Annotated in this window: 21 protein-coding genes and 1 pseudogene; 8 read left to right on the top strand and 14 right to left on the bottom strand. The window is 29.8% G+C overall.

Annotation, left to right across the window (positions count from 1 at the left end; all coding sequences use genetic code 11):
- Nucleotides 1-38: 38 nt before the first annotated feature.
- The 8 genes from KGF50_RS06555 to KGF50_RS06590 all read right to left on the bottom strand — a co-directional run bounded on the left by KGF50_RS06555 (nucleotide 39) and on the right by KGF50_RS06590 (nucleotide 11,338).
- Nucleotides 39-1,148, bottom strand: a complete 1,110-nt coding sequence (locus KGF50_RS06555; RefSeq protein ID WP_227433768.1) for a 4Fe-4S binding protein — start codon at nucleotides 1,146-1,148, stop codon at nucleotides 39-41.
- Nucleotides 1,149-1,235: 87 nt separating this feature from the next.
- Complete coding sequence (locus tag KGF50_RS06560) at nucleotides 1,236-2,588, bottom strand: nucleobase:cation symporter-2 family protein (protein ID WP_227847329.1); 1,353 nt, start codon at nucleotides 2,586-2,588, stop codon at nucleotides 1,236-1,238.
- Nucleotides 2,589-2,731: 143 nt separating this feature from the next.
- Nucleotides 2,732-4,060, bottom strand: a complete 1,329-nt coding sequence (gene ssnA, locus KGF50_RS06565) for a putative aminohydrolase SsnA (protein WP_227847330.1) — start codon at nucleotides 4,058-4,060, stop codon at nucleotides 2,732-2,734.
- A 27-nt stretch (nucleotides 4,061-4,087) separates the two neighbouring features.
- A complete protein-coding gene (locus KGF50_RS06570) occupies nucleotides 4,088-5,671 on the bottom strand; it encodes an N-acyl-D-amino-acid deacylase family protein (RefSeq protein ID WP_227433765.1) in 1,584 nt (527 codons plus the stop codon).
- A 15-nt stretch (nucleotides 5,672-5,686) separates the two neighbouring features.
- Nucleotides 5,687-6,874 (bottom strand): YgeY family selenium metabolism-linked hydrolase, encoded by a 1,188-nt coding sequence (locus tag KGF50_RS06575; RefSeq protein ID WP_227847331.1) that lies wholly within the window; start codon nucleotides 6,872-6,874, stop codon nucleotides 5,687-5,689.
- 115 nt (nucleotides 6,875-6,989) lie between these two features.
- Nucleotides 6,990-8,204, bottom strand: coding sequence for a diaminopropionate ammonia-lyase (dpaL, locus tag KGF50_RS06580; RefSeq protein WP_227847332.1), 1,215 nt, complete (start codon nucleotides 8,202-8,204; stop codon nucleotides 6,990-6,992).
- Nucleotides 8,205-8,785: 581 nt separating this feature from the next.
- Entirely contained in the window at nucleotides 8,786-10,594 is a 1,809-nt protein-coding gene (locus KGF50_RS06585) for a sigma 54-interacting transcriptional regulator (protein ID WP_227847333.1), read from the bottom strand.
- Between the two features lie 366 nt (nucleotides 10,595-10,960).
- Nucleotides 10,961-11,338: a RidA family protein gene (locus tag KGF50_RS06590; RefSeq protein ID WP_227847334.1), complete on the bottom strand. Its 378-nt coding sequence runs from the start codon at nucleotides 11,336-11,338 to the stop codon at nucleotides 10,961-10,963.
- Between the two features lie 851 nt (nucleotides 11,339-12,189).
- Here KGF50_RS06590 and KGF50_RS06595 point away from each other — a divergent pair.
- A complete protein-coding gene (locus KGF50_RS06595; protein WP_227847335.1) occupies nucleotides 12,190-12,675 on the top strand; it encodes a hypothetical protein in 486 nt (161 codons plus the stop codon).
- A gap of 111 nt (nucleotides 12,676-12,786) precedes the next feature.
- On the opposite strand, the gene KGF50_RS06600 is transcribed toward KGF50_RS06595, so the two are convergent.
- The 3 genes from KGF50_RS06600 to KGF50_RS06610 form a co-directional block, all read right to left on the bottom strand.
- Nucleotides 12,787-13,326 (bottom strand): flavodoxin family protein, encoded by a 540-nt coding sequence (locus tag KGF50_RS06600; RefSeq protein ID WP_227847336.1) that lies wholly within the window; start codon nucleotides 13,324-13,326, stop codon nucleotides 12,787-12,789.
- 25 nt (nucleotides 13,327-13,351) lie between these two features.
- Nucleotides 13,352-13,735: a MerR family transcriptional regulator gene (locus KGF50_RS06605; RefSeq protein ID WP_227847337.1), complete on the bottom strand. Its 384-nt coding sequence runs from the start codon at nucleotides 13,733-13,735 to the stop codon at nucleotides 13,352-13,354.
- 209 nt (nucleotides 13,736-13,944) lie between these two features.
- Nucleotides 13,945-15,066 carry an aldo/keto reductase gene (locus KGF50_RS06610; RefSeq protein WP_227847338.1) on the bottom strand — a complete coding sequence of 374 codons (1,122 nt, stop codon included), beginning with the start codon at nucleotides 15,064-15,066 and terminating at the stop codon, nucleotides 13,945-13,947.
- 139 nt (nucleotides 15,067-15,205) lie between these two features.
- On the opposite strand from KGF50_RS06610, the gene KGF50_RS22530 reads away from it, so the two are divergent.
- Nucleotides 15,206-15,337, top strand: a complete 132-nt coding sequence (locus KGF50_RS22530; protein ID WP_413926799.1) for a winged helix-turn-helix transcriptional regulator — start codon at nucleotides 15,206-15,208, stop codon at nucleotides 15,335-15,337.
- Nucleotides 15,338-15,532: 195 nt separating this feature from the next.
- A complete protein-coding gene (locus KGF50_RS06620; RefSeq protein WP_227847339.1) occupies nucleotides 15,533-17,200 on the top strand; it encodes a cell wall-binding repeat-containing protein in 1,668 nt (555 codons plus the stop codon).
- A gap of 219 nt (nucleotides 17,201-17,419) precedes the next feature.
- Here KGF50_RS06620 and KGF50_RS06625 read toward each other — a convergent pair whose 3' ends face one another.
- Nucleotides 17,420-18,295, bottom strand: a complete 876-nt coding sequence (locus KGF50_RS06625; RefSeq protein WP_227847340.1) for a conserved phage C-terminal domain-containing protein — start codon at nucleotides 18,293-18,295, stop codon at nucleotides 17,420-17,422.
- Between the two features lie 604 nt (nucleotides 18,296-18,899).
- Between KGF50_RS06625 and KGF50_RS06630 the strand changes: the two genes are divergently transcribed.
- The 5 genes from KGF50_RS06630 (at nucleotide 18,900) to KGF50_RS06650 (ending at nucleotide 25,554) form a co-directional block, all read left to right on the top strand.
- Nucleotides 18,900-19,820 carry a GyrI-like domain-containing protein gene (locus tag KGF50_RS06630; RefSeq protein ID WP_227847341.1) on the top strand — a complete coding sequence of 307 codons (921 nt, stop codon included), beginning with the start codon at nucleotides 18,900-18,902 and terminating at the stop codon, nucleotides 19,818-19,820.
- A gap of 90 nt (nucleotides 19,821-19,910) precedes the next feature.
- Entirely contained in the window at nucleotides 19,911-22,340 is a 2,430-nt protein-coding gene (locus KGF50_RS06635) for an excinuclease ABC subunit UvrA (protein WP_227847342.1), read from the top strand.
- Nucleotides 22,340-23,362 (top strand): serine hydrolase domain-containing protein, encoded by a 1,023-nt coding sequence (locus KGF50_RS06640; protein WP_227847343.1) that lies wholly within the window; start codon nucleotides 22,340-22,342, stop codon nucleotides 23,360-23,362. The genes KGF50_RS06635 and KGF50_RS06640 overlap by 1 nt, the downstream gene beginning before the upstream one ends.
- Nucleotides 23,363-23,471: 109 nt before the next feature.
- Nucleotides 23,472-24,218 carry a MerR family transcriptional regulator gene (locus tag KGF50_RS06645; RefSeq protein ID WP_227847345.1) on the top strand — a complete coding sequence of 249 codons (747 nt, stop codon included), beginning with the start codon at nucleotides 23,472-23,474 and terminating at the stop codon, nucleotides 24,216-24,218.
- Between the two features lie 139 nt (nucleotides 24,219-24,357).
- The gene (locus KGF50_RS06650; RefSeq protein WP_413926798.1) at nucleotides 24,358-25,554 is read left to right on the top strand and encodes an MFS transporter; all 1,197 of its coding nucleotides are present in this window, start codon (nucleotides 24,358-24,360) and stop codon (nucleotides 25,552-25,554) included.
- A 227-nt stretch (nucleotides 25,555-25,781) separates the two neighbouring features.
- Here KGF50_RS06650 and KGF50_RS06655 read toward each other — a convergent pair whose 3' ends face one another.
- Both KGF50_RS06655 and KGF50_RS06660 read right to left on the bottom strand, forming a co-directional pair.
- Entirely contained in the window at nucleotides 25,782-26,198 is a 417-nt protein-coding gene (locus KGF50_RS06655; RefSeq protein ID WP_227847347.1) for a DUF3795 domain-containing protein, read from the bottom strand.
- A 261-nt stretch (nucleotides 26,199-26,459) separates the two neighbouring features.
- Nucleotides 26,460-26,830 (bottom strand): annotated as a pseudogene (locus KGF50_RS06660) (ABC transporter permease); the annotation flags it as partial.

Below are 26,830 nucleotides of genomic sequence, written 5' to 3' on the forward strand. Positions count from 1 at the left end.
TATTACTCTAAGTTAATTACTAAAATTCTATATAATTATTATTCATTCACAGCTTCTACTTGATTATAGCAAATGCTTAAAGCTCCTTTTGGACATCTAGTTACACATAATCCACAACCAAAGCACTTATCCACATCTATATTTAATTTATCTGTAACTTCTAAAGCTTCATATACACAACTTGTTACACATTGTTTACATTTGATGCACTTATTATCATCTACAACTGGAGCTACTGCATGAGTTCTAAATCCTCTAGCTGCCATTTTCTTATGAGTTAATCCTTTGATTTCATTAACATCAGCATATCCATTTTCATCTAAGAAATCATTTAATTCTTTGGCAATTTTTCCATATATAGAAGGTCCTTTAAGGATTGCTTCTGTACATACTTGAACAGCACTTGCTCCTGCCATCATCATTTCAGCTACATCTTTTCCACAAGTTATTCCTCCAACACCTATAATTGGTATATTTACAACTTGAGAAGCTTCATATATACATCTTATTGCTAATGGTCTTATTGGAGCTCCTGATAACCATCCATATCCAGCTTTACTTCCCATTATAGGGTATCCTGTGTTTACATCTATTGCCATACATGGTCCAAATGAGTTTATCATTACAAGTCCATCTGCTCCTGCTTCTTCAACAGCTTTTGCAATAGTTTGAATATCAGTATGAGGACTCATTTTCATAAATACTGGTACATCTAAAACAGCTTTTGCAGCTTTTAAAGCATTCACTATTGGAGCAACGTCTGTACCTACATAATGAGTAGATAATTCAACTGCATCTGCGTAAGGTTTTACTAAAGGTGCAACCTCAGCTATTTGTTCTGCTGAATATCCCATACTTACTATTACTGGAAGACCTGCTGCTTTTACTTTTTTGTATTCTTCTTCTATCCATTGTTCTTTTGGAAGCTCTGACCATAATTCTGTGTTTAAGAAACCACTATTAGTTTTTGCCATACATGGTCTTGGTACATCTGCTGGTAATACAGATATAGTTTTTGTACATATAGCTCCTGCTCCACCTTTTGCTGCCTCTTGACAGAGATCACCATCTTTTGCTCCAGGACCTGCCGCTGTCATAACTGGATTTAAGAATTCCATTCCATATAAATTAACTTTTAAATTAGCCATATTATTATCTCTCCCTTAATTAAATATATTTTTTTAATATTTAGCTTAGATACTCTTTTGTCTATGTTGCTTTTCGTTTATTTCTTCTTATTTTGCTTCTTCAGTCTTAGGAGTTTTTTCCTTTTTTGAACCTAATTCATTGAAGAATATATTTAAAAGTACTGCTGATAAACTTCCTGTTGTTATTCCACTGTGGAATATCGTTTGCACCCAAGTTGGAAAATTATGATAGAAATCAGGATTTGTCAGTGGTATCATAGATAACCCAACACTAACTGCTACTATCACTCCATTTTTAGTTCCATCAAATTTTACTTTACTTAGAGTTTTTACTCCTCCAACCATTACCATTCCAAACATTGCAAATCCTACTCCCCCAAGAACAGGCTTAGGTATTGCTCCTATTATAGCTGCAAACTTTGGTAAGAAACCAAGCACTAGCAATATTACCCCTGCATAAACTGCAATAAATCTTGATTTAATACCTGTAAGCCCAACAATTCCTGTGTTTTGACCAAATGGAGTTATTGGGAATGAGTTGAATATCCCAGATAAAGCTGTAGATATTCCATCTCCAAATAGACCTCTTTTAATATTTTTACCAGTTACCTCTTTGTCTACCATTTCGTGAATAGCTATCATATTACCAACTGATTCTGTCATAAGTACTAACATAATTAAGCATAATGATAATATTGCAGATGCTTCAAATCTAGGCATTCCAAATTTTAAAGGTACATTTAGATTAAGCCATCCAACACCATTTACTGCACTAAAATCAGCCATTCCAACTGCCATAGAAAGTAATGTACCAAGTACTATACCTACCAATATTGCTGTACTATTCCAAATTCCTTTTAAGAATTTAAATGAAAGTAAAGTTATCGCCAATACTGCTAAAGCTAATGCTAATGAGTTTGGTTCAACCGCTTCCAATTTGTTGTCAGTTATCCACTTTATCCCAACTGGGAATAGTGAAATACCTATTACCATAACAACTGTTCCAGTAACTACACTAGGGAAGAATCTTATTAGTTTTTCAAATACTGGAGCAAGTAATATACAAAACAGTCCAGCTACTATTACAGAGCCAAATACTGTCTGTATTGCAACTTGAGAATCACTATATGATGAGGCTATTGCTGTCATACCTGCCACAGCGGCAAAACTAGTTCCTTCAATTACTGGTATTTTAGCGCCTACAATATTTCCTATACCAACACTTTGTATGAGTGTTCCTATACCTGCCATAAACAAGCAAGCATTTATTAAAAAAACAATACTAGCATGATCTAGTCGTGCAGCACTTCCTATCATCATAGGAACTGCTACCGCTCCTGCACACATTGCTAAAACGTGCTGTAGTGAAAATACCCAAGATTTGGATACAGGTAACCTTTCATCTACTGGAGCTATTTTAGGGCTTTCATTTTGAGACATGTTGGGTCTCCCTTCTATATTTAGTTTAATATTCTATTCCGTATATTTTTTATCTATATACTTCATTTAAATTCTACTTTTGTCTAAATTCTCTTTTTAACATTTAGATTCTTGTTTCTTCCTTGTATGTTAATATCAATTATTTAGATTCTATTCCATAGGTTTTGACTTAGTTCTCTACTCTTAACTAAAATACTTTCTTCATCAATGTTTACTAACTTTCTATCTTTCATAAGTACTTTTCCATTTATAATAGTTGTGTCCACGCTTCTTCCACTCATTCCAAATATGATGTGTCCCCCTATTGTGTTTTCTGTCAATGGAGTATGTGGTATATAATCAACTACTATAACATCCGCATAAGCACCTTTTTTAAGTATACCTAGGTCATTTTTATAATAAGCTTTTGCTATTTTTTTATTGTTATCAAATAACATTGTTTGTGATTCTCCAAATCCAACTCTTGGGTCACTCAAGTGGTGTTTATGAATTATATTAGCAACTTTTAATGATTCAAACATATCACTAGTGTATCCATCAGTTCCTAGACCTACTGTAACACCTCTTTTTAGTAATTCTATTGCAGGAGAACATCCAACTGCATTTCCCATATTAGATTCTGGATTATGAACTACAAATGTATTAGTTTTATTTAAAAGATTGATTTCATCTGTGCTTATATATATACAATGAACTGCTATAGTCTTTTCTTTTAGCACACCAAAATCATTAAATCTTTCTAAAACTCTTTTTCCATATTTATCTACATTGTATTGTAAGTCTGCTAATCCTTCAGCAACATGTACATGATAACCCGTATCAAGACCAGCCATTTCTGAAGCACACTTATTTAATGTATCATCAGACAATGTAAATGCAGCATGAAGACCAAACATTCCCTTTATCATGTCTGTATCATCTTTTTGAGCATATTTTATGAAGTTTACATTTTCATTGATACCTTGTTGTATTGTATCTCCACCATCTCTATCAGATACCTCATAACAAAGACATGTTCTTATTCCCAAATCTTTTGCAACATCTGATATTGTAAATAAACTACCTTCAATTGCATTTGGACTTGCATGATGGTCATAAACTGTTGTGACACCATTTTTTATACACTCTATATAAGTTGCATATGCACTGTATTTTGTATCTTCTAGTGTAAGTTGTTTATCAAGTCTCCACCATAAATTATTTAATATTTCTAAAAAATTTTCAGATGGTTTACCTGGAACTGCCATACCTCTAGCAAATGAACTGTATATATGCATATGTGAATTTATTAGACCAGGCATGATTATCTTCTTGCCTGCATCTATAAATTCATGTACTGGATATTTCGCTTTCATTTCCTCAGTAGTACCTATATCTTCAATCAGATTGTCATTTATTACAACACATCCATCTTCCATATAGGGATTTAAAGAATCTTGGCTTATTAGCCTCCCATTCCCCACTAAAATCATAAATTTATTCCTCCTTAAAGCTAAGATTTAATTTTTAAGTACTTTTCCTGCTTTAATTTTATTGTATTTTCCTTCTTCAACAACACAATTTCCATTTATAATTACATAATCTATACCTGTAGGATATTGCATAGAATTGATAAAATCATCACATCCACTAACAGTATCCTTGTCAAATATAACTAAGTCTGCAAAATATCCTTCTTTTAGTTCCCCTCTATCTTTTATACTAAAGCTTACTGCTGCTTTTTTAGTCATTTTGTAAACAGCTTCTTCAACTGTTAGTACATTTAATTCTCTAACATATCTTCCTAGTATTTTAGGGAAAGAACCGTATGCTCTTGGATGTGGCTTACCTGCTAAAAGACCATCTGTACATACATTTTGTTCGTCTCTTTTCATAAAACCTATTATATGTTCTTCTAATCCATAGAAATCTACCATTCCAACTGCATTTTCTTCTTCTTTTAATAAATCAAACGTTGCATCTAATGGGTCTTTACCTCTCATCTTTCCAATTTCTAGTAGGCTCTTACCAATTGTATCTTGATTTTTTTCTGTCTTTACACTTGTTACAAAGATTTGGTCTATTCCAGCAAATTCTATAAAGTTATCCCAACCTTCTATTCCATTTGCTATATCTTTTTTCATTTTTGCTCTTTCGTTTTCATCACTTAATCTTTCTATTAATTTATCAGTTCCTCCTGAATGTGCCCATGGAGGTAAAACTACTCCAAGCATTGTACTTCCAGCAGCATAAGGATATTGGTCAAATGATACTCTTATACCTTCTTTTTCCGCTTTTTCTAAAAGTTCTATAACTTGAGGTATATACTTCCAATTTGATTTACCACAAACCTTAAAGTGTGAGAAGTGAACTTTTACTCCTGATTGTTTTCCAATTTCTATAATTTCTTCCATTGATGTTAAAATCGTATCTGCTTCACTTCTTTGGTGAACTACAAATACTCCATCGTATTTTGCTACTACTTTACACATTTCTATAATTTCTTCTGTCAATGAATATGCACAAGGTATATATATAAGTCCAGTTGACAATCCTATAGCTCCTGCCCTTAATTCTCTTTCTGTGATTTCGCACATCTTTTGAATTTCCTCTTTAGTGGCAGGTCTATCTTCAAGTCCCATTGCTTCCATTCTTACATTTCCATGAGGTACTAAATAAGTTTCATTTAATCCTACCCCATTTTCATCCATCATTTTCAAATAATTTTCTGTTGTTTCATATTTCCAATCAATTTCATCACTTTCACCATCTAGGCCTGCTAAATTTTTTCTCCAAGAAGATATATGCTCCTGAGGTAGAGGGGCCATAGATATTCCATCTTGGCCCAACACTTCTGTTGTAATTCCCTGTCTAATCTTTACCTCATTATATGGATTAACTAAAATCACTAGGTCTGAATGGCTATGAGTATCTATGAAACCTGGACATATAACTCTACCTTTTGCATCTATAACTTTGTCAGCTTCTTCGTTTAAATCCTGTGATATTTTTAATATTTTTTCGTTTTCTATTAAAATATCCCCTTCATATGCTGGTGTTTTATTGCCATCTACTATAAGCCCATGTTTTATTAAAGTTCTCACAAAACCATCTCCTAATTATTTTTTATAAACTGATTTTAATATTCCATAATATCCTTCTGCACCTTTGAATAATTGGTCTAATTCTATATGTTCATCTATTGTATGAGCAAGATTTTCTTTAGAAGGACCAAATCCTATAGTTCTTATTCCAGCTTCACCTGCATAATGGCTTCCATTTGTACAGAATGAGTATTGAGTTATTTCTGAATCTATTCCAGCTTCTTTTAATCCTTTATATGCTGCTTGAACAAATTCATCATCTTCATCATATAACCAACCTGGGAAGAATCTTTCACTTTCTATAGTATTTCCTGTATAACAGTCAGCTTTTTCAGATGCATAAGAAACTTTTGCATTTAATTCTGAGTCTTCTTTCATCATTTCATCTAATAGTGCTTGTATTGGAGCTAATACTCCTTCTCTTGTTTCTCCAACCAATAATCTTCTATCAAAAGTAGCTTTACAGTAATCTGGCACTACTGATGCACCTGGGTATGGAGAAGATTTTATATCTGTTAAAACTAGTATTCCATCACCTAAAACTGGATGAGTTGGAGGTACTAATTGTTGTATTCTTTGAATTACATTAGCCATTTTATAAACTGCATTTACACCTTTTTCTGGGTTGGCAGAGTGAGCTGGTTTACCAAAAGTTTCTACAACTATTTCTCCTCTACCTCTTTGACCAATCTTTAAGTTTAATTCTGAAGATTCACCTATTACAACATAGTCAGGCTTAACAGCTTTACTTATTTCTCTAGCTGAAACCCCTTCAAATATTTCTTCATGAACAACTCCTGCTACATATAGTTCACCTTCGAAATCTTTATTAGTATCTTCTGCAAAGTATGAAACAGCTGCCATCATAGCACTTACTTGACCCTTCATATCAGAAGTTCCTCTACCATATATCTTTCCATCTACTATTCTTGCTTCAAAAGGAGGAACACTCCATTTACTTGCATCTGGAACTGGAACTGTATCTATATGACCATCAAATAATATTTTTTTACCTGGTTTGTTTCCCTTTATACAACCTATTATATTTCCATATCTATCTCTTGACCAACTGTCAAAACCTAGTATAGCAAAATTTTCTTCAATTGCCTTTACTACATTTTCTTCTTGACCTGAATAACTAGCATTTCTTATTAAATCTTGGCATACTTCAGTTAATTGTTTTTTTCTTATTTCATTTAACATTTTGATATTCCCCCATATAATTCTTAATTTTTATTTATTGGCATTTTGATTTTTCATTTATTATATTTAACTTATTTGATTTATTAGCACTTTACTTTTATTTATCTTGAACCCTCTATTTACTTTGGCATTCTCCATTCCAAACTATATCTTTATATTTGTCTGGGTCAGTGTCTCCTTCTGTACTTATTAATAATACTTTAGAGTTTTCATCTAATTTTAAAGCTTCTCTTAAATCTTTTAAATCTTCACTTTCAAGTATTGAAACTAATGCTCCAGTTGTAACTGCTCCAGATTCTCCAGAGATTACCTTTTCATCTCCTCTTAGAGGATTTCCTAAAACTCTCATACCTTTAGCAGAAACCCAGTCTGGTGCTGAAACGAATGCTGATGAATAATTTTTTAATACTTCAAATCCTATAGTGTTTGGCTCTCCACAAGCAAGACCTGCCATTATAGTTGGCATATCTCCACCTACAAATCTTGGTTTTCCATCTCCTGCTTCTGCTGATTTATAGTAGCAATCTGCTTCATCAGCTTCTACTACTACTGTTATTGGGCATTCATCATATATTGAAGCAACATATCCTTGAACTGCACCAGCAAGCGAACCAACTCCTGCTTGCACAAATACATGCGTTGGTCTATCTACTCCATATTCTTTTAATTGTTCTATAGCTTCTTTAGCCATAGTTCCATACCCTTGCATTATCCATGCTGGTATTTCTTCATATCCGTCCCATGCTGTATCTTGAACCATTACTCCATGGTCATCAGCTTCTGCATAGCCATTAGCCAATCTTACTGCGTCATCATAGTTTAAGTCTGTTATACTAGCATCTGCACCTTCTCCTTTGATTTTGTTTAATCTAAATTCAGAAGAACCTTTTGGCATTAATACAACAGATTTTTGACCTAATTTATTAGCTGTCCAAGCAACTCCTCTACCATGATTTCCATCTGTAGCTGTAAAGAAAGTTATTTCTCCTAATTGGTCTTTTATTTCTTTTGAAGTTAATTTTTCATATCCTAACTCTGATATATCTTTATTTAATCTTTGAGCTAAGTATTTACCCATAGAGTAAGAACCACCCAAAACTTTAAATGCATTTAATCCAAATCTGTATGATTCATCTTTAACATATATTCCGCTAACTCCTAATAATTTTGCTAAGTTATCTAATTTAACTAAAGGAGTTTTTTCGTATTGTGGAAAACTCTCATGAAATGCTTTAGCTTTTGCAATTTCTTCGTCCTTTAAAAATTCAATTCCTTTTTCTTTTTCCTCTGCTTTAGGTAAGTTATTTAATTTCCATTTTATTTCTCTCATTTATTTTATATTCCCCTTTCAAATTTTTCGATGTCATTATTAATTTTTTATCTTTGTGTCTTTATACAAAGCAATTACTATGCCAATATTATTTATTCTGAAAACAATTTTTTTATGTTGGAATTACATACTTTTTTCAAATTTATTTAAATTTTGTAAAATCTGAGTGTGAAAAATAAGATTTATAAAAGAAAAAATTCTCATATTGGGAAATTTTTATCAATACGAGAATTATCATTTCGAGAAACCGTTTCTTTATTTTTATTTTCCTTTATTATGCCTTTAATTTTTTATATGTCTATTATTTTGTCTTGTATATTACTATTTTTATCTTCTATATTTATATAGCTATAACCTTCTATATTTTATGTTTTCATTTTAGCTCTCTATAGTACCGTTATTTTTCTGTTTTACATATTTGCACTTTATAAGCTCACACTTTTATCTTCTATTATTTATGCTGACTCAATATCTTACAGGCTTATAATTTTATTTTTCTATAGTATTATTACTATATTAGTCTCTTTTAGTGACCTACACATCACATTACCATGCATTTAAAACGATTTTCTATGTTTAATTTATTGTTGTTCTTCTTCTAGTTTTCTATATAATGTAGCTAAACCTATGCCTAAATCTTTTGCTATTTTCTTTTTTGTCTTTGTATCTCTTCCATATTTATTTAACAACTTATGTATGTAAGTTAACTCCAGCTCTTTAATTGAAAGTATTTTTTCTTGGTTTTCTACTATTCCAGCAACTATATCATCTTCAAACTTTGTCACCTCATTATTACTCTTAAAACTATTCCCTTCAATATTATAATAGTTCAAAATATCTAATGGAAGCATATCTTTATAGATTATTCCATCTTCTCCAACTAAATTCATCATATATTCAACTGCGTTTTCTAATTCTCTTATATTTCCCGGCCAATTATAATTAACCAACATATTCATTACATTTTTTTCCATTTGATTCAATTTTATATCTAATTCTAAAGAATAATTGGAAACAAATTTCATCATTATAGCTTCAATATCATCTTTTCTTTCCCTAAGAGGCGGCAAATTTATAGGAATTACATTTAATCTATAGTACAAATCATCTCTAAACTTACCTTCATTGACTAACTTAAGTAAGTTTTTATTCGTTGCAGCAATTACTCTTATATCTAAATCTATAAGTTTATTTGAGCCAATCCTTGCAAATTTTCTTTCCTGCAAAACTCTAAGTAATTTTGCTTGTAAAGGCATTGATAAGTCCCCCATTTCATCAAGGAATATAACCCCTTCATTTGCAAGTTCAAACTTACCAACCTTACCTCCACTACTAGCCCCACTAAATGCACCTTTTATATAGCCAAATAACTCACTTTCAAGAAGATTTTCTGGAATAGCAGCACAGTTTATAGCAATAAATGGCTTATTCCATCTACTTCCTTCAGCATGTATAGCTCTAGCAATTAACTCTTTACCTGTACCACTTTCACCAGTTATAAGAACTGTTGAATTTGACTTTGCTAATTTCTTAGTTCTCTCTTTAACTTTCACCATTGATTCTGAATTCCCAATTATAGACTCTATATCGCTATTTCCCCATCCACTATTGACTTTTCCATGTCCTTTGTGATTGATATATGTCTTATCAAATATGATTATCTTGTCATATTGATTTATATATGGATATACAGGAATTATTTTGGCATTTATATTATAAATTTTGTTGTCAATATCAATTTCTAGTAATTCATGTCCATTTGAAGAAGATTCAACAGATACTATTTTTACTGTATTTTCTACTATATCTTTTCCAATGTCTAATTTTTTCAAAGCAATATTGTTTATATAAGATATTTTGCTATTTATATCTAGTATAACAACACCTTTTTCAACATTTTCAATTATTTCTATCATCATGTTCATTTTTCTACTGCTACTTTTTGACACTTCATGTTCTTCTATCTTCATAGAAATTAAATCGCATATATGATTGACAAACTTCAAATAATTATCTATTTTTGCACTTATTTCTACTTTTTTAGTTTTATCTGTACTAATAGCACCAATTACCCCTATAGTACGATTGTTATATTTTATTGGAACTGCTATTATTACTTTATTTAGGCATTTCATGTAATGGGAACATTCTATACAAAGCTGATTATCACATATATCTAATACGACTAATTCCTGACCTGTCTGTATAACTTTGTCATAAAGAAAACCTTCAGTAACAACGCTTTCATTTATTTTTGATTTATACAGACCTGTGCCACTAATTCTTATTAATCTATCATCAACTATTTCAATATCTACATCTAACACACTAGCTACTGTTTCAGTGTATTTTATCATTTCCTGTTGAAATTCTTTTAATTTACTTACCATAGTTTCCCCCATTAGAATTTAATTTACCAAATTATCAGTTTAACTATATTTTAACATATAGTTAATTTTTAAAATATATATAAAACATTACTTATTTATATATTTACATTGAAATACATAATAATAATTATAAAAAGATTGCTTTATATCAGGATTACTTTAATTATAATACACAAATAATAAAATACAAAAAAGCTTTCCTCCTATAACAAATATATTTTTGGCACAAAAATATATGTTATATAAGAAAAGCTCAATAGTTAAATATTTAGATAGATTTTTATATAGACTTTTTTAATATAAACTTTTTAATTGTAGACTTTTTTTATTAGTTTTTAATTTTCATTAGTTTTGTCATTGGTTTTATTATAATACTGCCATTGCTTCAATTTCTAAAACTGCATCTTTTGGTAATTGAGCAACTTGTACACATGATCTTGCTGGTGGATTTTCTTCAAAATATGTAGCGTACACTTCGTTAATATCATTAAAATCCTTTAAATCTTTTACGAAAACTGTAGTTTTAAATACTTTATCCATAGTTGTACCAGCTTGTTCTAGTATTGCTTTTACATTGTCTAAAGAAGCTTTTGTTGCTTCTTTTGGGTCAGATACTAACTCGCCTGTCTTCATGTCTATTGGAAGTTGACCTGATGTAGAAACTATATTTCCAACTTGTATCGCTTGAGAATATGGTCCAATTGCTCCTGGAGCTTTCTCTGTAGCTATTACTACTTTTGACATGATTTCACCTCCTATTATTAAGTTATATTTACAGGAAAATAAAATTTCCTAAACACCAATATTAATATGAACCTCCAGACAAGAAATCAAATCCAAAGTTTCAAATAATCAATACTCAGATTATTATATTTATTTGTGTTCATGTTAATATTTATTAAAGCAATTAGCATGCCAAACTTCATTTATATATAAATTTTTGTGAAGTCATTCAAAACAGCTACATCTAAATCTTTTTCTAAGAAAATGCTTTAAATTTATTTTTTTATAATATCAATTTTTTTCTCATATCTAGAAATTTACCAACATGAGAATTCTTGTTTTGAGAATTTATAGATTAAAAATCGTTTCTCAATCTTAAATTATCAAGTCATTATGTATGAAAGAACTACAGTTGACAATCCCACTATTATAAATAATAAAACCTTTACCCAGACCTTGTTTACTCTAGTTATCATAGAACCTATTGAAAATATAATAGCTAAATATAATAGTAACCAAAAAATTATCAATATCTTATCACTGTTGCTGAAAATCAAAAAAACTACCTTTTAATAGCCTCACTTGACAATCTAACTAATCTCATAATAAATTTATAATTTATAAAGAAATTATTATATTGACTATATCTCAACAACTTTCTCCTTTCCTAATTTTTAAATCTTTTATAGAATTGTATCATGTCTGAGTGAATTTTCATACTATTAAGTCTTATTTCTAATAAACCGTTAACTCTCATTCTATGCCCAATAATGTAAGATTGTGGTAATTTTATTGATTTTAATAATTTTATTTAATATACTGATATTGATTATTTTTATATGAAATTATTATTTATATAGGGGGGTTTCAATATGAGTAAAAGTGAATTAACAGCAGAAACAACAGAAGAAATGTTAGAGGTGCTAAGTGGTAAAGATTATAATATTGCGTGTGATTTACATGAACTTGGTAAATCATTAGATTGTAAAATTGAACCAAAGACAGGTGCTCGTTCTTACAAAATAGTATATTCAACTAAGAAACCAAAACGTAGCCTATTTACTATTGAATGTAATGAAAAAAAATGGAGAGTTAAAGCAAATCTTTTTCATCTAAATACATATAGGGATACTGTAGAGGAATGCTCTAAAACTATTAAAGATAGTATCACCAAAACTCGTACTTGTAAAAAATGTAATCCAAAGTGCATTGGTGGTTCTTCATTTGAATTAGATGGCAAGTCTTATTTGACTTGTATAGGAAGTGGACATTATTTTGCTAATATGGAAGAAATCGATTGGAAAAACCTAAAAAAGTTAATTACTAAAGAAAATAATATCATGAAAGAATCTATATAATTTTCTAGGGTAATTATTAAAATACATGAGTAATGTTAGATATTTAAATAAACATTATAGAAGAAAGGACAGATTAATTTTAATCCGCTCTTTCTTCTATACACAAACATATTATACCAACTTACCCATTTCATATGCCTGTTTCATTGCCTCACTTCCCTTAATATCACCTACATGCCAAGCTCCTACACCATACACTATACCTTTTTCCTTAGCACCATTTAGACATGACGTAAATCCTCTGAATCCTTCTAACGTTCTTTCCATATCATTCACATTTTCATCTGCTGCTGCAACAATAAAATAGAAGTCTTTATCACAAATTTCAGTGTATCTCGAACAAGTTCTATCAATCAGAGTTTTCATTTGTGCATTCATAGTATAAAAATAAACTGGAGTTGCCAAAACAATCACATCTGCTTTAATCATTTTTTCAAGAATTTCTCCCATGTCATCTTTTTGTGGGCAATTCTCACCTTTCTCATAACAAGCGCCACATCCAGTACAATAGTGAACATCTTTATCTTTTAAAAATATCTTCTCTGCTTGATTTTTGGATTCTAATGCACCTTTCATAAATTGGTCACATAATAAATCAGAATTCCCACCTTTTCTAGGGCTTGCAGACAATACAAGTACATTTTTATTCATTAGACAATACCTCCATTCTTCATCTCTAATTATTGCTCTTTAGAGTTTTTTCTTTTTCAATAACTTTATCTTCATATCCATCAATTTTACTATTTAATCGTTCTAAAGTTTGCTGCATATCTTCTATTCTTTTAGAAAGCTGATTTCTTTGTTCTATTAAAAGTTCTTTTCTCGCTTTGATAGTTTCATTACCCTGTTGAAACATAGTTACATACTCAATCAATGTCTCAATAGAAAGACCTGCACTTCTCATACATTTAATAAAATTAACCCACTCACAATCTTTTTCTGTAAAAATCCTGATACCACTTTTATTTCTATTTACAGGTGGTATCAAACCAATTCGTTCATAATATCGTAAAGTATCTGCTGAAAGTTCGTATTTTTTACTCACCTCTGAAATTGTCATATAAGTCCTCCCCCTTTTTGATACTGTATAATTTAAAATCCGATTAAATAGTTTTACTTATATTTCATCAATTTCAATTTTTCTACATAGCATTAATTGTTTAACTGATATTTCACTAACTTCAATTTTTCTACATAGCATTAATTGTTTTACTTATATTTCATTAACTTCAATCTCTTTACATAGCATTAATTATTTTGTAGTAGCAATTATTTTTCAAATATTTCTGCGACATTCTTTAAAGAATCTACAATTTTAATGTGTTGTGGACAATTTTTCTCACACTGTTTACATCCAATACAATCTGATGCTTTTCCATAAGTTTTAGTGTAGTTATTATAGTAAACCATTTGTGTTGAAAATCCAGTATTAAGAGCTTGCTTTTCTGCATTGTATAAAGCAAAATAGTTTGGAATAGCAATATTTTTTGGACATCCTTCTACACAATACTGGCAAGCAGTACATGGGACTGCAATTGCTTCATTTATAATTTCTACTGCTTCATCTATAACATCATATTCTTTCTGTACAAATGGTTCAAAATTTTGCATATATCCCGTGTTATCTAATAGTTGTTCCATATTTGACATTCCACTTAAAACCATCATGACATTATCTTTACTTGCTGCAAAACGAATTGCCCATGATGGTACTGACATATCTGGATTGTAATCATTAAATAGTTTTTCGGCTCTTTCCGGTATTTTTGCTAGTGTACCGCCTTTTACTGGTTCCATAACGATAACAGGTTTATTGTGTTTTGTTGCTACTTCATAACATTTTCTAGATTGTATGCTTTCATTATCCCAATCCAAATAGTTAATCTGTAACTGAACAAAATCTACTTCTGGATGCTCATTTAGAACTTTGTCTAATAGCTCTGCACTATCGTGAAAAGAAAAACCAATATTTCTTATTTTTCCTTCTTTTTTCTTTTCCTCAATAAACTTAAAGCTGTCAAATTTCTTGGCTACCTCATAATGTGATACACCTATATTATGTAAAAGATAATAATCAAAATAATCTACACCACATTTTTCTAACTGTTCATTAAAAATAGGCTCTTGCTCTTCTTTTGTTTTCAAAGCCATTAGTGGCAATTTTGTAGCTACTGTAAAACTTTCTCTTTTATGTCTTTTTACTAGAGATTCTCTAAGTGCTATTTCACTTTTACCCATGTGATATACATATGCTGTATCAAAGTATGTAAATCCTCTCTCTAAAAAAGTATCCACCATCTTATTTAAGTAATCCATATCAATACTTGTAGCATCATTCTCATCTTTTATTGGTAAACGCATTAATCCAAACCCTAATTTTTTTTGTTCCATTGTCCTGCTTCCCCCTTTAAGTATTCTCTACTTTAATTTATGTTTTTAAATATTTATAAAGTTTCCATAATTATACTTTACTACTTAGAGTTAACTTCAAGTCAATAGTTTTTTTATTTTTTAATTAAATACTATAAAAATTTATCAAGAAATTCCACCTAAAGTAGAATATTCCCTAACAGACTTAGAAATAAGCTTTGTACCTGTTTTAGAACATATGAAACAATGGGGAAAAACCTATTTATCAAATGATAAAAGTAATCCATACTGATTTACATATATTCAAGGTTAAAAACCTTTTCCCCAAGATTTATGATACAATGTTAAATAATAAAATAAAAACTTTATATTTAATAATCTTATCTGTTAATTTTAAAATGTTACATTTAATAGTAACTTGATTTTAAGATTATATTTTACTAGTTCATACTAAATAATAAAATATAAGGATTGTGAGGTAAAAAATATGAATAAGAAAAATCTAGCTATATTAGTGGCAGGTATGATGTTTTTTTCTAGCTCTTCAGTAATCTTTGCAAACAACGTAACAAAGCAAGAAAGGTTAATAGGTAAAACAAGATATGAAACGGCTGTAGAAGTGAGTAAATTAGGATGGGTTCAATCAAAAACAGCAATTATAGTCAATGGCAACTCTATTCAAAGTGCACTTTGTGCAAATCCTTTTGCTAAATTAAAAAATGCTCCTATACTATTAGTAAATAACAATAACATAGAAAGTTCAACTCAGTCTGAACTTAAAAGACTTGGCGTAGATAATGTATATATAGTGGACAGTGGAAATAGTATATCTAATAAAGTAGAAAATGAAATAAAATCACTTAACATAAGAGTAAATAAAATATTAGGAAATAATATCTATGAAATGTCTACAAATGTACTTAAAGAAATAGATAAGATAAAAAAAGTGGAAAATGTAGCAGTTGTAAACGGATTAAAGGGGTTATCTGATGCAGTTAGCATAGCTTCTCCATCAGCAATACATAATATGCCTATAATACTAGTATCAGAGGAAAACAGCAATAATAGCAGTATAAATTTCTTAAACAATAGGTCTATAAAAAAATCTTATATAGTTGGAGGAAATAAGATTTTGTCAGACAATACAGTAAAAAAATATCCAAATAAAGAAAGAATTAGTGGTTCAGATAGAAACAATACCAATGCCAAAATTATTGAGCAGTTTTACAAAAACAAAAGCATAAAAAATATATTTGTTACTAAAAATGGTATGAACAAGGAAAATGCTCTAGTAGATGCATTATCAATAGGAGTATTAGCAGCCAAAGAAAATTCTCCTGTAATAATATCTAATGGCACTCTTGTAAACAGCCAAAAAGATTTTATTAAAAATAAAGACATAAAAGAAGTAACACAAGTTGGCGGAGGTGATAACCAAAAAGCATTTGAGGATATCTTAAAGCTAAAAAATGTCGATATAAGAAATAAAACTAAAAAAATATCTTTAATTGAAGCTAAAGAAATATTAAAACAAGCTCTTCCAGAAAGTAATGTTTTAGTTTGTTACTACGACCAAGATGATAACAAATACGACAGTAAAGTTATAAAGGATAATATTGTATATGAAGTAGAAATAGATGCCTACTCTGGTAAAATAATAGAAATTGAAAAAGATGATGATATAAATAATAATTTAAGTCTCAAAAATATATCTTTAGATAAAGCTAAATCTATAATACTAGATGCTATTCCTAATGGTAATTTAATATACTGTAAATATGATGCTGACGATAATGAATATGAGGCTAAAGTTGTAAAAGATAATAAAACCTATGAAATAGATATAAATGCATTTGATGGAAGAATTATAGATATTGATATGGACGATGATTATGATGATAATGATTATGATGACTCTGATAATAATCACAATAATAGTGATTCTAATTCTAATAACAATAACTCTATAATTAGCATTGAAAAAGCTAAGTCAATAATGCTAGATAAAGTACCTGGTGGTAAAATAGTAAAATTTGAATACGATGAAGATGATAAAGAATATGAAGGCGAAATAATAAAGGGAAATAATGAATATGATATAACAATCAGTGCAATCACAGGAAAAATATTAGAATATGAAGTTGATACAATATAGTATATAGTTCTAATGATACAGTTTATAAAAATTTTCTTTTTATATTACTGGAATTTAAATTTTATATTACTGGAATTTTAAAAATTCCAGTAATATTTTTTATCATTAATAACACTAATAATCCTATTTTCTATACATATAATATATCTGAACATGTACTATATCTGAATTTTAGATTTTTCATAATATATATTCTAGTATATCTCTTCACCACTACAATTACTTTTCATTTAAATAAGTCTTAAATTTATGACCAAACAGAGTCTCTGGTTTTATATCCACTAACATAGGAGTCTCTTTCCAGTTCTTCACTCTTGATTCTATAACTTTATAAAAATCTTCTAAGCTATGACCTTCTTTTCTTCTTTCAGCTATAAGTTTGTTATCTGCTTCTGAATCAAACCTAAAACTTTCCCCTGATTCTCTATTTAACTTTTTTATAATATTTTCATAAATACTTTCTATATAATAGTATTCTTGTTCCACATCAATATTTTTCTTGGAATTCTTTTTTAATAACTCTTTTTTTAAATTTTTTTTTAATAATTCTTTTTTCTTTGTTACATCTTCTGTTTCATCTTCTGTTTCATGTACAGTATGAAGTTCTGGGTCATAACCCCATTGTCTATACTCTTTATCTGCACAGCTGTACATATTGGTATCACTGCTCTTATCTTTCTTATACTTGTATTCATGTTTTGATACTTTTTGACTACTATTATTTGTTTCATTAATATTTTCCAAGATATCTTCAAAAAAACTTCTACGTTTCTTTATTACACCTGTATCACTATTTTCAGAACATGTATAACTATATACAGAGCAACAATTTCCCTTCACTCCTCGACTTATTAGTCTCAATATTCCTAAATCTATAAATTCATTTACAAGCCTACTTATTGTAGATATTGATAAATCAAGGTCAGATGCAGCTTTTCTTACAGTCATCATAAACTGCCCCCTTGGTAAAGTTCCCCTTAATCTTTGTATATTTTCTTTTCTCATTATATAGTGATTAAACCTTATTTTATTTACATCACTTCGCTCGTTAAAATATAATACTGCTGAATTTAATTGATAAAAACCATTGTTCATATTCTTATTCCCCCAATTCAAATAAATAATTGTTTGTAAAATATTTTTGTATCTCTTAATAATTTATTAGATGATTATATTTTATTAAAAATAATTCTTCTATATTTTTCATTTTAAAGTTTTAAAGGCATTATGTTAATAGATGAGATTTAACTTTTTTATTTAAACAATAAATTTAATAATTTTTTTAATATAAATATTTTCTTGGTTTATAAATATTTTCTTAAAATTAATATATCATTCTTAGTCTTAAACTTTCCAGTCATATCTAATCATAATAGATATTAAGTTTTTGTTTCTGTTATAATCTGTATCTTTATAAAAGATGGACAAAATACTCCATCCTCAATGTAAGTAGGATAGAACGGTAGATAATGTAGAGTAGTTCAAATAAATATATAATCTAAAAATATATCGTTATGTTATACTAAGTGTTACAAAGTAAGATATAAAATCTATTATGAATTTTTATTGTCTATGGCAAAATTCATAATAGAAAAATCCATTTAATATTTTGTTCTCTATAAATTTCACATACACAACTCTTTATTTACTATAAATAAAGATATTTAAAATATATATTTTTCAATAAGGAGGTATATTTATGACCAATTCTAAAAGTAAAAAAGAATACTTACGTCGTATTTGTAAGGTACAAGACTATATAGAATACCATTTGTATGACTCTCTTTCTCTTGATGAACTTTCTAATATAGCAGGTTTTTCAAAGTTTCATTTTCATAGAATTTTTAAAGCAATAACAGAAGAAACATTATCACAGTATGTAAATAGGTTAAAACTAGAAGGAGCCACTTCTTTTCTTATTCATCGTACTGACATGACAGTTACTGATATCGCACATTATTTTGGCTTTACTGATTCTGCTGTTTTTTCGCGAGCTTTCAAAAACTATTATAAGATAAGCCCTATAAAATATAGAAACAATTATAGCAAGAATTGCAAAGAACCATATAAAATTTCTCAGTATAATAGATACATATCAAAACTTAAATCTAAAAATAATAGAGAGGTTAAAGGAGAAATTGAAATCTTAGAACTTGATAATGTAAATACAGCTTATATTAGATACACTGGGTCATACGGAAATTTAGCTAGTCATTTTCCAAAGATTGTAGAAAAACTCTTTGAATATGCAAATGAGCAGAATCTAATTGAACTTGAAAAGACAAAGATATTAGCTATTTATCATGATAATCCTCAATTTACACAAGAACATCATTTGAGGACTAGTATTTGTATGACAATTCCAGATAATATTGTTGTCAAAGAAAATAGCGACCTTGGTAATATGACAATACCTTCTGGAAAATATCTTGTGGGACATTTTAGTATTTTTCAAAATGAATATAGTGATGCTTGGGATTTTATGTATAATGAATGGCTATCAAATAATGAGCATAAATTACGTAATTCTTTTCCTTTTGAAGTATATCTTAATGACCCAAATAGTCACCCACAAAATAAACATATAGTTGATATATATTTACCTATAGAGTCTTTTTAATACTATGATTTCGCTTAACCTCTTCTTATATTAAGGATTAAAACATCCCAATTTTATAGTTTGATAAAATTAATAAAATGAGGTGAGCTAATGAAAGAAATAAAAATTAAAGGTGCAAAAATACATAACCTAAAAAATATAGATATATCTATTCCCAAAAATAAGCTTGTAGTTGCAACGGGTGTTAGTGGTTCAGGTAAGTCCAGTCTTATGTTTGATATTGTATTTGAGGAAGGACGTAAACAGTACTTACAGTCCTTAGGCATACTTTCAGGCATTGATAATGAAAATAAATTCGATAGCATTCAAGGATTAGCTCCTACTATAGCTGTTAAACAAAATATCATTCGTCAAAGTAATCCTCGTTCAACAGTAGGTACTAGGACCAATATTATTAGTATGCTTACACTATTATATGCAGGAGAAGGACAAGTAATATGTTCTGCGTGTAACACTCCTGTAGACAACAATCTTATTTGTAATAATTGTGGTAATGAAGAAGAACGATTGAGACCAAGTTATTTTTCATATACCTCTTCAGATGGAATGTGTATGAAGTGTTCTGGACGTGGAGCATACTTTGAGATTAATATTGAAAAACTTATTTTGGATAAGCACACTACCCTAAAAAAAGTTTTGGATAGAGCCCAAATTACACCAGGATATTTGAGAGTTCTATCTAAAAAATTTAAAGATTATTTAGATATACCATTCTTACAATTGCCTGAGGAAGTACAAAATGAGGTACTCTATGGCCATTATGAAAATGGAAAACGAAGTTCTTCTTTAGCAAAAGTACTTCATGGTCGTTACCAAAGAGGTGAAGATTTAAATGGTATTTATAGCATGACTACTTGTTCTGAGTGTCATGGTTTTAAAATTGGTGAAGAAGCACGCCAAGTTTTATTAAACGGAAAGCATATTGGTGAGCTTGGAAAAATGAGCATTTTAGAAGTTCATGAATTTCTAAAGTCCTTATTAAATCAAAACAAACTAACTACTCTAGGTAGAAATTTAATAAATGATATTTTGATTAAGACAAATAACCTAATAAAAGCAAGACTAGGTCATCTGTCCTTGTACAGAGAGATGTCAACTTTAAGTGGTGGAGAAATACAAAGGCTATTTTTAAATTCCCACCTCGATTCAGAGATGGATTCATTAATTTACGTACTTGACGAACCAACTGCGGGGTTACATGAATCCGAAAAAATCGATATTCTAAAATCCATTAAAGAGTTAAAAAATTTAGGCAACACTGTCATTGTAGTTGAACATGACAAAAATACAATTAATATGGCAGAACATGTTATTGATATAGGGCCAAAGGCTGGCGTTGAGGGTGGACAGTTAATATATCAAGGAGATTTAGAAGGTCTGCTTAAGTCAAATAAGTCAATTACTGGACAATATATCTCAGGAAAATACTCCATGCCTACTAGAACAGCATCTAAAAATATTACGGACATTGAAAAAATGCCTTGTATAGTTGTTCAAAATGCAAGTACAAATAATCTTAAAAACGTGACTGCATCATTACCTTTAGGTGCTATGATTGGAATAGCTGGAAAATCTGGTAGTGGAAAAAGTTCTCTTATATCAGATACATTACTCCCTCTTCTTAGAAGTTACTTCAATAATCAACCAAATAACAATAAAAACACTGTTAAAGAAAATGAAATAAGTGAAGTAAGCGATGACAATGATTATACAATTGTAGAAACTATTGCAGATAAATTAAGTGGCACACAATATATCTCTGGATATTCAGAAATATCTCAAATTCCTATTGGTAGAAATATGAACTCCACTCCTGCCTCTTATATTGGTATATGGGATAAGATACGTGCTCTATTTGCAAGCCAGCCAGAATCAATAAAACAAAATTTCACTGCTGGGCATTTTTCATTCAATTCAAAAGGTGCTTGTTCTAAGTGTAGTGGTAGCGGATATGAAAAAATCTGGTTGGGAAATAATTTAAGTATGGACAGTATATGTAATGAGTGTCATGGAAAAAGATTTAATGACGAATCCCTATCCATTAAATATAAGAATAAAAATATCTATGATATCCTAAATATGAGTGTATCCGAAGCTGTTAGTTTTTTCGAAGATACTCCAAATATTGTTTCACACTTAAAAGTACTAGAACAAATTGGTATGGGTTATATAAAACTAGGTCAACCTACCCCTACTTTAAGTGGTGGCGAATCTCAAAGAATCAAGCTTGCAAAAGAGATCGGCAAAAAACGAAAAGGAAATATTCTCTATGTATTGGATGAACCCACTACTGGTCTAAGTCTATATGATACTGCTAAACTAATTCAATTGTTGGATGAACTGGTCGAAAATGGAAATTCTGTAATTGTTGTTGAACATGATATAGAAGTTCTAAATACTTGTGATTGGATTATTGAACTTGGTCCAGAAGGTGGAGACAAAGGCGGATATATCATTGCAGAGGGTTCTCCTCAACAACTAAAAGAAAACTCAAAGTCTATAACAGGGAGGTATTTATAGTGAATAAGGACTACTGCTTAGATTTAAATTTTGAAAATATAGACCCTTCAAGTGTTGGAATGGATTCAAAAAAACTTTCACAACTTGAACCTTTGATAATCTCACAATATAGCAATATAAACGGAATAATTATAGCAAGAAGAGGAAATGTAGTCTTTGAAAAATATTATAATGGTTATAATTCCGACGATACTTTCCATGTTGCGTCTGTCACAAAAAGCATCATATCAGCTCTAATTGGTATCGCAATAGACAAGGGTTATATAAAGGATGTTGAGCAAAAAGTTGTTGATTTTTTCCCTGAATATACTTGCAACCCTGCTGATATATACAAAAAAGCAGTAACTATACGCCATTTACTTACGATGACTGCACCATACCCTTTTAAAAATACAACTGAGTCATTAGAAAGGCTTTCTAAGCAACGAGATTGGGTAAAATACACCCTAAATCAACTTGGTCAAAACAAAAATATTGGTACTTTCAAATATTCTTCAGCTGGAGTTCACCTCCTTTCAGCTATTATTACAAACACCACAGGAAAGTGTGCTCGTGAGTTTGCTAATGAACACCTATTCAGACCAATTGGTATGAGAGAAATACCAGATTATGATATAAAAAATTTTGGCTTTGAAGATTTATTTGGAAAAAACCTTAAAGGTTGGGCAAAAGATAGACAAGGTAATTCTACAGGTGGCTGGGGACTTACATTGAGTGCTAGAGATATGTTACGATTTGGTTCTCTGTATTTAAATGATGGTATTTGGAATAATAAAAGTATTATATCTAAATCATGGATTGAAGAATCAACTAAAATGAATTCCAATGAGTATGGTTATCTATGGTGGCTATGTGAGGAAGATGGAGTTCTTTGGTACTCAGCAATGGGAGCTGGAGGAAATGCTATCTGTTGTATACCGCACTACGACTTGATTATAGCAATACCATCTAAGATAGTTTTTAAACCTCGTGATAGATGGCAGTTTATTAAAAAACATATACTTACTTCTATAATAGAATAGTTGTATGTTGTATATAGAATAATTATAACAACCCTCCACTATAACACCAGACTTTAGTTTAGTGATATTATTGTTGATGCTATATATACACAAGAGGAGTTGAATATAAATGAATACCTACACGACATCAGAAATAGCAGATTTGATTGGTATACATCCTAATACAGTACGTTTATATGAAGAACTTGAACTAATACCTAAACCTAAACGTAGCCCTAATGGCTACCGTATCTTTAACGATTTTCATATAGAGCAATTTAAATTTGCTCGTACAGCCTTAAAAATTGAAGTTACACAAAGAGGATTGAGAAAAAATGCAGTTGAGATTGTCAGAACATCAGCAAATAAAGATTTTGACAAGGCTATTTCTCTTGTGAGTCATTACTTACAACAATTAGAAATAGAAAAATTAAATGCTGAGGAAGCAATCACTATTGTTACAGAAATTTTAAATGGAAACACACAGGAAACAGACAAGTTATTTTTAACTAGAAAAGAAACCTCAGAATACTTGAAGGTTACAATAGACACTTTAAGAAATTGGGAGATGAACGGGTTGTTAAAAGTAAAAAGAAAGCAAAATGGTTATCGTGTATATACTGATGAAGATATAAAGCGACTTAAAATTATTAATGCATTACGCTCTGCAAACTATTCTCTTTCAGCTATTTTAAGAATGTTAAATGCTTTGTCTTGTAACCCCAATGCTAATATTAAAACTGTTATTGACACTCCAAAAGATGACGATGAAATTATCTCAGTATGTGACAAATTGATAACCTCATTGAAAGAGGCGGAATACAACGCAAAAGCAATGAAATCTCATCTTCAAAGCATGAAAGGACAATTTTCTTAACCCTCCACTCTAACTCCATACTTTGATTTGTGTGTTATTCTTAAGAGCGAGAAAAATTAAACACACAAATCAAAGGAGGAATAGAATGGAAAACAAAAATACTCATTTTACATGGAAGAAAAAAATCATTGCCTTTTTAGTGAGCCAATATATTTCCCTATTTGGTTCATCACTTGTACAGATGGCAATGATATGGTATGTCACACTTCAAACATCATCGGGTATATGGGTAACAGTTTTAACTGTATGCTCCTTTATACCACAAATGCTAATATCTTTTTTTGCAGGCGTATGGGCAGATTACTATAATAGAAAAATACTCATCATTGTATCTGATGCCATAATTGCTACTTCTACACTGGTGTTACTTCTGCTTATGATGTCGGGAATTAGAGGAGAAAATGAATTAATCGCAATTGCAGTCGTATCAATTATTCGTTCATTAGGAAGTGGTGTACAGACACCTGCTGTAAGTGCAATGATTCCTCAACTTGTGCCAGAAGAACACTTAATGCGTTTCAATGGTATAAATGGCAGTCTTCAATCTATAGTACAATTTATAGTTCCTGCTGTAGCTGCATCAATCCTTGGTTTGAGTAATAAGATATCTCAAGTACTTTTAATTGATATTATTACTGCAATTATTGCTATTGTATTACTCTGCTTTATCAAAATTCCTAAACATAATATAGTAAAACAAACTGAAAAAGTGTCGTTTTTAACTGACATGATATCTGGAATAAAATACTCTTTTTCGGATAAATTTATTAGAAAAATAGTTCTTACTTATGGAGCTTTCATTTTTCTTTGTGTTCCATCAGGCTTTCTTATAGGATTATTGATTGAGCGTACATTTGGTAAGGGCTATGTATATCTATCTATTATTGAAATGATTGGCTTTGCAGGTATGGTTTTAGGTGGATTAGTTATAGGAATATTTGGTGGATTTAAAAATCGAAATAAGACATTTTTCTTGTCGATGTTATCTTACGCTGTCTTTTCCATTATTTTGGGTTCTGTTACACAGGCTTGGCAATTTTTTATATTTATGTTTTTTACCAGTTTTTCAATTCCAATTATTCAGGCAACAGCTATGACCATGTTGCAAGAACATGTAGTACCAGAAATGCAAGGTCGTGTATTGGGCTTACCTATTATTATATATACTGGTCTTATACCTCTTGGAATGGTACTTTTTGGACCACTAGCTGATATAGTATCTATTAACTACTTGATTATTGTTTCAGGCATAATAATTGCATTTTTTGCTTTATCTATTCCTTATTCAAAACAGTTTTACAAGCAAGGTATCTTTAAATCAAAAGAAACTAAGTAATATACTAGAGAAATTAAGTAATACACTAAATAAGCTAAGTAATATACTAAGGTAATTTTAATTGTTCTATTTTGCTTTTTATACATAATACACTACGATAGTTTTAATCACTACGATAGTTTTAATTAACCTAGTTCAAATTTTATAGACCTCCGTTTCATTTACATCTTCATTTTCATCAAGAATTAAATGAAACGGATAAAAGTAATATGCCAATAAGGTTATTATTATTTTGATTCCTTTTTAGCGTTACACTCAGAACATTCAGAGTCATGTAAAGAAATAATACCACCACAATAAATACAAGTCCATTTTTTTAATTCTTCTTCCATCAAAGTGCTTATTCCATACTCTTTAGCTAAAAGACTATTTTTTATAAGGCTTTCTTTGTACCTTTTATTGTAGCTCTTTTCCAAGTTTTTGACCAATTTACATGGAAATTTTTCACACTCAAAACAATATGTAATATTTTCTACCTTTGCACACTCTTTTATCTTACACTTTCTGCAATGTTCTGGTTTCCCCAAGTCTCCTGCATAACATCCCTGACAAGGTTTCTTTGAATAACAATGTTTATAACAGACTTTACAATTCATACCACAAGGGGCAAGCATAATATCTTCAATCTTATTGGGCATTTTCATAATACATTATTCCTTTCTATAATATTCTTAATTCTTTAATAACCTTAACTCTTGAATAATCTTAACTCTTGGAATCATGAAGTTTTTGAGCAACATCATTATAAAAATCATTTTAATAAGATACTTTCACCTACCATACCTTTTTATAATCAAATTATCTATCTACCTTAATCATATATCTACCTTTTGTAATTAAATTAGCTATCCATCTTAATCATATAATAAACATATAATATAAGTATATCAAGCAATTATATTTGATTATATACTAAAAAGTAGACTTCTTTTTTTATCTAAAGTCATATACAGCAAAAACCACACAATACAATGTACAACTAAAATTACAACTTCTTTTATAACAGTAATGTTTCCCTCAATGATTTCTATAATTCCTTTAAATGTTGCTATTGATGGCATTATATAGCATAAATTTCCTATTCCTCTAATATCAAACCCTAAAAGGTGTATCAGTAATGGAGTTCCTATAAATAAAATCATTATTAACTTAATATAAATAATCCCCACCATAAGACCTTCTGATAATTTACCAATAAATAAACCTATTAGTGATGATATAAATGTAGAAAATATGATAAGTAACAACATCATTACCATATCTAATATTGAAATCC

This window comes from Clostridioides sp. ZZV15-6598 (genome assembly GCF_020657705.1).
Taxonomy (GTDB): domain Bacteria; phylum Bacillota; class Clostridia; order Peptostreptococcales; family Peptostreptococcaceae; genus Clostridioides; species Clostridioides difficile_F.